Raw genomic sequence first — 10615 nt, 5'->3', positions numbered from 1 at the left:
TTCCAGGCACCGGTGCCGCGGACCAGCCGGGCGCGCAGCACGTCGTGGTGGTCGAGCACGGTCTGGAGGGCGTCCGCCAGGCGCTCGAAGGTGGCGCCTGCGGGCGTCCGCACGACCATCGTCTGGCTGAACCCGTCGACGGCGCCGCCGAGTTCGCGCAGCCAGCCGACGATCGGCGTCTCCGGGACGAGCCCGTACGCGGCCCCGGGCTCCTCCGCCGGAAGCGCGGCGGCGGTGCCGGCGACGGTGGCCAGCGCCTCCGGGGTGCGGTGCCGGAACACGTCGCGGGCGGTGAGGACCAGCCCGGCCGTGCGGGCGCGGCTGACCAGCTGGATGGAGACGATGCTGTCGCCGCCCAGCTCGAAGAAACCGTCCTCGGCGGACACCTCGGCCACGCCCAGCAGGTCACGGAAGATCCCGCACAGGACCTCCTCGCCCGGCGTGCGCGGCGGCCGTCCGCGGCCGGTGCCGCGGTACTCGGGCGCGGGCAGGGCACGGCGGTCGAGCTTGCCGTTGACGGTCAGCGGCAGCTCGTCGAGTGCGACGAAGGCAGACGGGACCATGTACGCGGGCAGCGCGGCGGCCAGGTGGGCGCGCAGCACGGCCTCGTCGAGGGCGCCGCCGCGCGGCACGACGTACGCCACCAGGCGCCTGATGCCCGGCTGGTCCTCGCGGACGACCACGGCCGAGCGCAGCGCGCCCTCGTAGCGGGCCAGCACCGTCTCGATCTCGCCGAGTTCGATGCGGAAGCCGCGGATCTTGACCTGGTCGTCGGTGCGGCCGAGGTAGTCGAGCCGGCCGTCGGCGGTCCAGCGCACGACGTCGCCGGTGCGGTACATCCGGCTTCCGGCCGGGCCGTACGGGTCCGCGGTGAAGCGTTCGGCGGTGAGGTCGGGGCGGCCGAGGTAGCCGCGCGCCAGTCCGGCGCCGGCGAGGTACAGCTCTCCCGCGACGCCCGCCGGGACGGGCCGCAGGCGTTCGTCGAGGACGAGGGCGCGGACGTTCGCCACGGGGCGACCGACCAGCGGCCGTCCGGTGTCGGCGGTGCTCGCGGTGGCGCTGTCGACGGTGGCCTCGGTGGGGCCGTACAGGTTGTAGCCGGTCACGCCCGGGGTACGGGCGAGCTCCTGCCACAGCGCCGGGCTCACGGCCTCGCCGCCGAGGGCGAGGATCCGCGGCCGGGCCGATGCGTCCCGCACCAGGCCCTGCTCGACGAGCTGCTCGGCGTAGGACGGGGTGAGCTCCAGGAAGTCGATCCGGTGCTCCCGGACGTACCCGATCAGGGCCTGCGGCTCGCGCCGGGTGTCGTCGTCCACGAGGTGCAGTTCGTGGCCGGCGAGCAGCCAGAGCACCGGGTCGAGCGAGGCGTCGAAGGACACGGCGGCGGTGAGCGCCGCGCGCAGCGGGCGGCCGGCGGCGGCGATGTCCGCCGCGTACAGCTCGGTGAAGTGGTGGTGGAACAGGTTGCCGAGGCCCGCGTGCGGGACGACGACGCCCTTGGGCTTGCCGGTCGATCCTGAGGTGTGGATGACGTACGCCGGGTGCGCGGGCCGCAGGGCGGCGGTGCGCTCGGCGTCGGCCAGCGGGGTGCCGGGGAGCTCGTGCAGCTCGTGGACGACCGCCGGGGAGTCGAGGTCGATCCGCTCGCCGCCGAGGCCGGCGGGCAGCGCGTCGCGGGCGCCGTCGCCGGTGATGACGGCGGCGGTGCCGGCGTCCTGGAGCAGCTGGGCGATGCGCCCGGCCGGGAGCGCCGGGTCGACGGGGACGTAGGCCGCGCCGGCCTTCATGACCGCGAGCAGCGCGACGACCAGGTCGGCGGTGCGCGGCAGGGCGACGGCGACGAACCGCTCCGGGCCGATGCCCCGGCCGGCCAGCAGGCGGGCCAGCCGGTTGGCGCGGGCGTCGAGTTCGGCGAAGGTCAGCCGCTCGCCGGCCGCCGTCAGGGCGGGGGCGCCGGGGGTGCGGGCGGCCTGTGCCTCGAACAGCGCGGGCAGCGTGGTGGCGGGCACCTCACGGGCGGTGGCGTTCCACTCGACGAGGACGCGCCCGCGCTCCTCGGCGGTGAGCAGGTCCAGTTCGGACAGCGCCCGGTCCGGCGCGGTGACCAGGGCGGTCACGGCGCGGGCGAACCGCCCGGCGAGGCCGGCCGCGGTGTCCCGGTCGAACAGGTCGGTCGCGTACTCGATCCGGCCGACGAGGCCGGCCGGCGCGCCGTCGGCGGTGAACTCCTCGGCCAGCTGGAAGGACAGGTCGAACTTGGCGCCGTCCACCACGGCCGGGTGCGGCTCGACGGCCAGGCCGGGCAGGACGAGCTCGGCCGCCGCGTTGTTCTGCAGCGAGAGCATCACCTGGAACAGCGGGTGGCGGGCCAGCGAGCGCTCCGGGTTGAGCAGTTCGACCAGGCGCTCGAACGGCACGTCCTGGTGGGCGTAGGCGGCGAGGTCGGTCTCCCGGACCCGTCCGACCAGTGCGCGGAAGGTCGGGTCGCCGGTCAGGTCGGTGCGCAGCACCAGGGTGTTGACGAAGCAGCCGACCAGTTCGTCGAGGGCCTCGTCGGTGCGCCCGGCGATCGGCGAGCCGATCGGGACGTCCTCGCCCGCGCCGAGGCGGCCGAGCAGGGCGGCCAGGGCGGCCTGGACGACCATGAAGACGCTGGCGTTGGCCTCGCGGGCCAGCGCGGCGAGGGCGGCGTGCGCGTCGGCGGGCAGGTGCAGCGGCACGGTGTCGCCGCGGAAGCTCTGCTCGGCCGGGCGCGGCCGGTCGGCGGGCAGGGCCAGCTCCTCGGGCAGCCGGGCCAGGGTGCGCTGCCAGTAGCCGGTCTGGCGGGCGAGTTCGCTCGCCGGGTCGGCCTCGTCGCCGAGGACCTCGGCCTGCCACAGCGTGTAGTCGGCGTACTGGACCGGCAGCGGGGTGAACTCCGGTGCGCGGCCGTCCTGCCGGGCGGCGTAGGCGGTGGCGAGGTCGCGGGCGATCGGGGCCATCGACCAGCCGTCGCCGGCGATGTGGTGGATCACCACGAGCAGCACGTGCTCGGTCGCGGAGACGGTGAACAGGTGGGCGCGCAGCGGCACTTCGGCGGCGAGGTCGAAGTCCAGCGCGGCGGCCGCGGCGAGCGCCGCGTCGTCGTACGGCGCGGTGTGCAGCGCCGGGCGCGCCTCGGCGGCGGGGAGCACCTGCTGGCGCGGCCGGCCGCCGGCGTCGGGGAAGACGGTCCGCAGGCTCTCGTGCCGCGCGGTGAGGTCGCCGAGGGCGGCGGCCAGGGCGGCGGCGTCGAGCGGGCCGGTGAGGCGGACGGCGAGCGGCAGGTTGTAGGTGCCGGTGCGCTGCTCGAAGCGGTTGAGGAACCACAGTCGGCGCTGCGCGGCGGACAGCGGCACCGATTCCGGGCGCACCCGGGCGGTGAGCGCCTGCCGGGCCCGGCCCGCGGCGCCGATCCGCTCGCCGAGGGCGGCGACGGTCGGGGTCTCGAACAGGGCGCGCACCGGCAGCTCGACGCCGAACAGGGTCCGCACCCGGCTGACCACCCGGGTGGCGAGCAGCGAGTGCCCGCCGAGGTCGAAGAAGCCGTCGTCGATCGAGACCCGCGGTACGCCGAGCACTTCGGCGAACAGGCCGGCCAGCTGCTCCTCGCGTTCGTCGCGCGGGGCCCGCCCGGCCCCGGCCGCGGCCCCGAAGTCGGGGGCGGGCAGGGCGCGCCGGTCGAGCTTGCCGTTCGGGTTGAGCGGCAGCTGCTCCAACGGGACGAAGGCGGACGGGACCATGTACTCCGGCAGAGCGGCGGCGGCCTGTGCGCGCAGCTCGGTGGGCTCCGGCTCGGCGCCGTTCGCCGGCACGACGTAGGCCACGATGCGCTGGTCCCCTGGGGTGTCCTCGCGGACCAGGACGGCCACCTGGGCGACGGCCGGGTGCTTGGCGAGCACGGACTCGATCTCGCCGAGTTCGATGCGGAAGCCGCGGACCTTGACCTGGAAGTCGGTGCGGCCGAGGTACTCGATCTCGCCGTCGGCGTTGCGGCGGACCAGGTCGCCGGTGCGGTACATCCGCGAGCCGGCCGGGCCGTACGGGTCGGCGACGAAGCGCTCGGCGGTCAGGCCGGGGCGGTTCAGGTAGCCGCGGGCCAGGCCCTCGCCGGCCAGGTACAGCTCGCCCGCGACGCCCACCGGGACCGGCCGCAGGCCGGCGTCCAGGACGAGCGCCCGGGTGTTGCGGCGGGGACGGCCGATCGGCGGGGTGCGCCCGGCGCCGTCCTCGCCCTCGTACCAGGCGGTGGCGTACACGGTGGCCTCGGTGGGGCCGTAGATGTTGGCGAGGCGCGCGCCGGGCACGGCGGCCCGGATCGCGTCCGCGGTGTGGGCGGCCAGGCCCTCGCCGGCCAGCACCACGAGGTCGGCGCCGAAGCGCGGGGCGCCTGCCTGCCCGAGGGTGTGGGCGAGCGCCGACGGGACGGCGCTGACCAGGCCGTAGTGCCGCCCCTCGGGCGCGTCCAGCAGTGCGAGCACGTCGCGGACCAGCTCGATCCGGCCGCCGGACAGCAGCGGGCCGAACAGCTCGAAGACGGACACGTCGAAGTTGAGCGAGGTCGCGGCGAGCACGTCGGAGAGCCGCTCGGGGCCGATGTCGGAGGCCGCCCAGGCGGCGAGGTCGGCGACGTTGCGGTGCGGGATCACGACGCCCTTGGGGCGGCCGGTGGAGCCGGAGGTGTAGATGACGTACGCGGGGTGGCGCGGGTCCAGCGGGAGCAGCCGTTCGGTGTCGGTGACCTCGCCGTCCGGGAGGGCGGCGAGCCGCTCGCGCACGGCCGGGTCGTCCAGCCGCAGCGCGGGGACGTCCGCGGGCAGTGCGCCGGCCGCCCCGGTGCTGGTGAGCACCAGTGCGGGCCGCGCGTCGTCGAGCATGTGGGCGATCCGGTCGGCCGGGTAGCCGGGGTCGACCGGCAGGTAGGCGGCGCCGGACTTGAGCACCGCCAGCAGCGCGACGACCAGGTCGGCGGTGCGCGGCAGGGTCAGCGCGACGAACCGCTCCGGGCCCGCGCCCTCGGCGATCAGCAGCCGGGCCAGCCGGTTGGCGCGGGCGTCGAGCTCGGCGTAGGACAGTTCGGTGCCGGCGTGCAGCACCGCCGGGGCCTGCGGGGTGCGGGCGGCCTGCGCCCGGAACAGCTCCGGCACGGTGGTCTCGGCGACCGGGCGGGCGGTGTCGTTCCAGCCGTCCAGGACTAGGGCGCGCTCGTCCCTCGTCAGCACCTCGACGGCGGCGACGGGCAGGTCCGGGTCGGCGGTGACGGCCGCGAGCAGCCGGCCGAGCCGGTCGCCGAGGGACTCGGCGGTGGCCCGGTCGAACAGGTCGGCGGAGTACTCCAGGACACCGGTCAGCCCGGCCGGACCGCCCTCGGCGGTGAAGGTCTCCTCCAGTGAGAACAGCAGGTCGAACTTGGCCGCCGACAGCCGCACCGGCAGCGCGGTGGCGCGCAGCCCGTCCAGGTCGAGGGTGGCCGCCGCGTTGTTCTGGAAGGCCAGCATCACCTGGAACAGCGGGTGGCGGGCCAGCGAGCGGACCGGGTTGAGTACCTCGACCAGGCGCTCGAACGGCACGTCCTGGTGGGCGTAGGCGGCGAGGTCGGTCTCCCGGACGCGGGCCAGCAGCTCGGCGAAGGTCGGGTCGCCGGTCAGGTCGGTGCGCAGCACCAGGGTGTTGACGAAGAAGCCGACCAGCTCGTCGAGCGCCTCGTCGGTGCGCCCGGCGATGACGCTGCCGAGCGGGATGTCGTCCCCGGCGCCGAGCCGGTGCAGCAGGGCGGCGACGGCGGCCTGCACGACCATGAAGACGCTCGCGTCGTGCGCCCGGGCGACGGCGGCGATCCGCTCGTGCACCTCGGCGGGCAACGCCAGCGGGACGGACTCGCCGCGGTAGCTGACGTCGGCCGGGCGCGGCCGGTCGGCGGGCAGCGCGAGCTCCTCGGGCAGCCCGGCGAGGGCCTGCTTCCAGTGCTCGACCTGACGGGCCAGCGGGCTGTCCTGGTCGCCCTCGTCGCCGAGCACCTCGGCGTGCCAGAGCGTGTAGTCGGCGTACTGGACGGCCAGCGGCTCCCACGCGGGGGCGGTGCCGGCCCGGCGGGCGTCGTAGGCGGTGCCGAGGTCGCGGGCGAAGGGGGCGAGGGACCAGCCGTCGCCGGCGATGTGGTGCAGCACGACGAGCAGCACGTGCTCGGTGGCGGAGATCCGGAACAGCTCGGCGCGCAGCGGGGGCTGGGTGGTGAGGTCGAAGCCCTCGGCGATCGCCCCGGCCAGCGCCGCGTCCAACGCATCCTCGCCGTCGACGAGTTCGGTCAGCGGCAGGCTGAGCGCCGAGGTGCCGGCGGGGAGCACCCACTGGCGGGGGCGGCCGTCGAACTCGGGGAAGACGGTCCGCAGGCTCTCGTGCCGGTCGGTGACGTCGCCGAGCGCGGCGGTCAGCGCGGCCCGGTCGAGCGCGCCCTCCAGTCGCAGCGCGAGCGGCAGGTTGTAGGAGGCGGTGGCGCCCTCGAAGCGGTTGAGGAACCAGAGCCGGCGCTGGGCGGGGGAGAGCGGGATCTCCTCCGGCCGTGGTCGGGCGGTGAGCGCGGCGCGGGCGTGCCCGGCCACGGCGATCCGCTCGGCGAGCGCGGCCACGGTCGGTGCCTCGAAGAGCGTGCGCACGGCCAGCTCCACGCCGAACACCGGGCGGATCCGGCTGACCAGGCGGGTGGCGAGCAGCGAGTGCCCGCCGAGGTCGAAGAAGCTGTCGTCGACGGAGACCGCTGGCAGCCCGAGGATCCCGGCGAACAGCCCGGCCAGGATCTCCTCCTGCGGGGTGCGCGGGGCGCGGCCGACCGAGGCGGTGAGCGCGGGCGCGGGCAGCGCGCGGCGGTCCACCTTGCCGTTGCCGGTCAGCGGCAGCGTCTCCAGGGCGACGTAGGCGGACGGCACCATGAAGCCGGGCAGGCCGTCGGCGGCGTGCGCGCGCAGCTCGGCCGGCTCGATCCGGGCGCCGGGCGCGGCCACCAGGTAGGCGACGAGCCGCTGGTCACCGGGGACGTCCTCGCGGACCATCGCGGCGGCCTGGGCGACGGCGGGGTGCCGGGCCAGGACGGCCTCGATCTCGCCGAGTTCGATGCGGAAGCCGCGCACCTTGACCTGGTCGTCGGTGCGGCCGAGGTAGTCGAGCGCGTTCGCCGCGTTCCAGCGCACGAGGTCGCCGGTGCGGTACATGCGGGCGCCGGCCGGGCCGTACGGGTCGGCGGTGAAGCGCTCGGCGGTCAGGCCGGGGCGGTTCAGGTAGCCGCGGGCCAGGCCGTCCCCGGCCAGGTACAGCTCGCCCGCGACGCCGCGCGGGACCGGCCGCAGGGCGGCGTCCAGCACGTACACCCGCATGCCGTCCAGCGGGCGGCCGATCGGGATCGCGGCCGGAACCTCGGCGGCGGAGCCGATCCGGTGGGTGGTGGCGAAGGTGGTGGTCTCGGTCGGGCCGTAGCCGTCGACCACGGTCAGGCCGGGGCAGGCCTCCAGGACGCGGCGCACGGCCGCGGCGGGCACGACGTCGCCGCCGGTCCACACCTGGCCCACCCGGGCCAGGCAGCCGGGGCCGTCCTCGGCGATCAGCCGGAACAGGCCCGCGGTCAGCCACAGCGCGGTGACGCCGTGCCGGGTGACGGTCTCGCGCAGGCGGACGGCGTCGAGGTCCCCGGCCGGGGCGACGACGACCTGGCCGCCGCCGAGCAGCGGCACCCACAGCTCGTAGGTGGAGGCGTCGAAGGCGGTCGGCGAGTGGAGCAGCACCCGTTCGTGGCCGGACTCGAAGCGGCGGTCCTCGGCGAGCGCGACGACGTCGCGGTGGGTCACGCCGACGCCCTTGGGCAGGCCGGTCGAGCCGGAGGTGAACATCACGTAGGCGAGCTGGCCGGGGCGGACGTCCACGCCGGGGTCGTGGGTGGGGCCCTCGGCGAGCGCGGCGGCGGCCTCCAGGACGGTCAGGTCGGCGTCCTCGTCGAGGCCGAACCCAGCGGCGTCATCGGCCGCGTCGGCGATCAGCACGGCGGCGCCGGTCTCGGCCAGGACGTGCCGCATCCGGGCGGCCGGGAAGCGCGGGTCGAGCGGCACGTACGCGCCGCCGGCCTTGAGCACGCCGAGGATCGCGACGACCAGCTCGGGCGAGCGCTCCATCAGCAGCGCGACCCGGTCCTCGGGGCGGACCCCGGCGGCGAGCAGCTTGTGCGCCAGGCGGTTGGCCCGGGCGTCGAGTTCGCCGTAGGAGAGGCTGCCGCCGTCGGCGACCACGGCCTCGGCGGCGGGGGCCCAGCCGGCCAGCTCGGCGAAGAGCCGGGTGATCACCGGCACCGCCGCACCGGGGTTGCGGGGGGTGTCGTTCAGGCCGTGGAGCAGCCGCTCCCGCTCCTCGGCGGCGAGCAGCTGGATCCGGCCGACGGGCGCGTCCAGCAGCCCGGGGGCGGCGGTCAGGACGCCGACCACGCGCTCCAGCAGGGCGGTCGCGGCGACGGCGTCGAACGCACCGGTGCGGTGGTCCAGACGCAGCTGGAGCCGCTCGCCGGGCACGGCGGTGAGGATCAGCGGGTAGTGCGTCGCGTCGTGGCCGGCCAGGCCGGTGACGCGCAGGCCCCGGCCGAAGTCCAGCACGTCGGCGTCGAGCGGGTAGTTCTCGAACACCACGAGGGTGTCGAAGAGTTCGCCGAGGCCGGTGGTGTGCTGGAGGTCGGTCAGGCCGAGGTACTGGTGGTCCAGCAGGGCGGCCTGCTGCTCCTGGAGCCGGTCCAGCAGGGCACCCAGGGTCTCGGCCGGGTCGAGCGAGACCCGGACCGGCAGCGTGTTGATGAACAGGCCGATCATCGACTCGATCCCGGGGACCTGCGGCGGGCGGCCCGAGACGGTGCCGCCGAAGACCACGTCCTCCCGGCCGGTCAGCTGGCCGACGACCAGCGCCCAGGCGGCCTGGAGCAGGGTGTTGAGCGTGGTGCCGCGGGCCCGGCTCACCGCCGTGAGGCGGGCGGTGAGCTCGGCCGGCAGCTCGGCGGTGACGCGGTCGGGCGTGCCGGCGGCGCCGTCCCGGTCCGCCGGGGCGACCAGGGTGGGCTCGGCCAGGCCGTCCAGCGCCCGTCGCCAGGCGTCCTCGGCGGTGGTGCGGTCCTGGCCGGCCAGCCAGCCCAGGTACTCGCGGTGCGGGGTGACCCGGGGCAGGCTCGCGCCCTCGCCCCGGTAGAGCGCGAACAGCTCCTTGACCAGGACGGGCATCGACCATCCGTCGAGCAGGATGTGGTGGTTGGTCAGGACCAGCCGGTGCCGGTCGGCGCCGGTGCGCAGCACGGCGAAGCGCATCAGCGGGGCGCGCGCCGGGTCGAAGCGCTCGGCCCGGTCCTCGGCGGTCCAGGCGTCGGCGTCCGCGGGGCGGCCGGTGAAGTCCAGCTCGCGCCAAGGGAGTTCGACGGTTACCGGGATCACCTGGAGCGGCGTCTCGAAGCCGTCCTGGCGGAACGCGGCGCGCAGCGTGCCGTGCCGGGCGAGCAGGGCCGCGGCGGCGGTGCGCAGGGCGGGGACGTCCAGCGGGCCTTCGAGGTCGAGGGCGAGTTGGACGGTGTAGACGTCCTGGCCGTCGGTGTCGTAGGTGGCGTGGAAGTAGAGGCCCTGCTGGAGCGGGGAGAGGGGGAGGAGGTCGGCGAGGGGGCCGTGGTCGGCCTCCAGGCGGTCGATCTGCTCCTGGGTGACGGTGACGAGCGGGCGGACGTCGGACGGGGTGAGGCCGCCGCCGGTGGTCGCCGCGAGGGCGCGCAGTGCGGCGAACCAGGCCTCGGCGAGCTCGCGGACGTGGTTCTCGGTGAAGAGGCCGTCGGGCCAGGACCAGTCGGCGGTGAGCTGCGGGCCCTCGGGGGTGTCGAGGGTGGCCGCGTTGAGGTCGACGGCGTGGGCGAGCGGCATGGCCGGGTCCCGGCCGTCGCCGAGGTCGGCGTCGGTGCACAGCGCCCAGTCGGCGTTCTCCCCGGCGGTGGCGAAGCGGCCGAGGTAGTTGAAGCCGAGCTGCGGGCGGGGGGCGTCGTCGAGCGCGCCGCGCAGCAGGCCGTAGCCGATGCCGTTGTCCGGCAGGGCGTGCAGCTGCTCCTTGACGGCCTTCAGCGCGCGGCCGGGGTCGCCGGGAGCGCCGGGGTCGAGGCGGACGGGGAACATGCTGGTGAACCAGCCGGCCGTGCGGGTGGTGTCGGCGTGCTCGACGACGTTCTCGCGGCCGTGGCCCTCCAGGTCGACGAGCACACCCGTCCCCTGGCCGTCGCGCCAGGCGTTCACGGCGAGCGCGAACGCGGTGAGCAGCACGTCGTTGACGGTCGCGCGGTAGCGCGCGGCGGTGTCGGTGAGCAGGGCCGCGGTGACGTCCGACGGCAGGGTGAGGTTCAGTTGCCGGGCGGTCGCGGCGGTGTGCACGGCCGGGTCCAGGACGGCGATCGGCGCGTCCTCGCCAGCAGACTGGGCCTGCCAGAGCGGGAGTTCGGCGGAGCGGTCGAGCGTGGTGAGCTGCTGCGCCCAGCGGCGGAACGACGTCGGGACGGGCTCCAGCGCGGTGCCGTCGTAGGCGTGGGCGAGGTCCGGGAGGACGATGCGCC

The 10615-nt window shown here is 76.2% G+C and carries 1 protein-coding gene; it reads right to left on the bottom strand.

Annotation, left to right across the window (positions count from 1 at the left end; translation table 11 throughout):
- Positions 1 to 10615, bottom strand: a 10615-nt coding sequence (locus AB0C76_RS40485; RefSeq protein ID WP_359975524.1) for an amino acid adenylation domain-containing protein, incomplete at both ends; no start/stop codon positions are given.

Origin of the sequence: Kitasatospora sp. NPDC048722 (assembly GCF_040650235.1) — a bacterium.
Classification (GTDB): Bacteria; Actinomycetota; Actinomycetes; order Streptomycetales; family Streptomycetaceae; genus Kitasatospora.
This window is presented reverse-complemented; position numbering and strand designations above follow the sequence as displayed.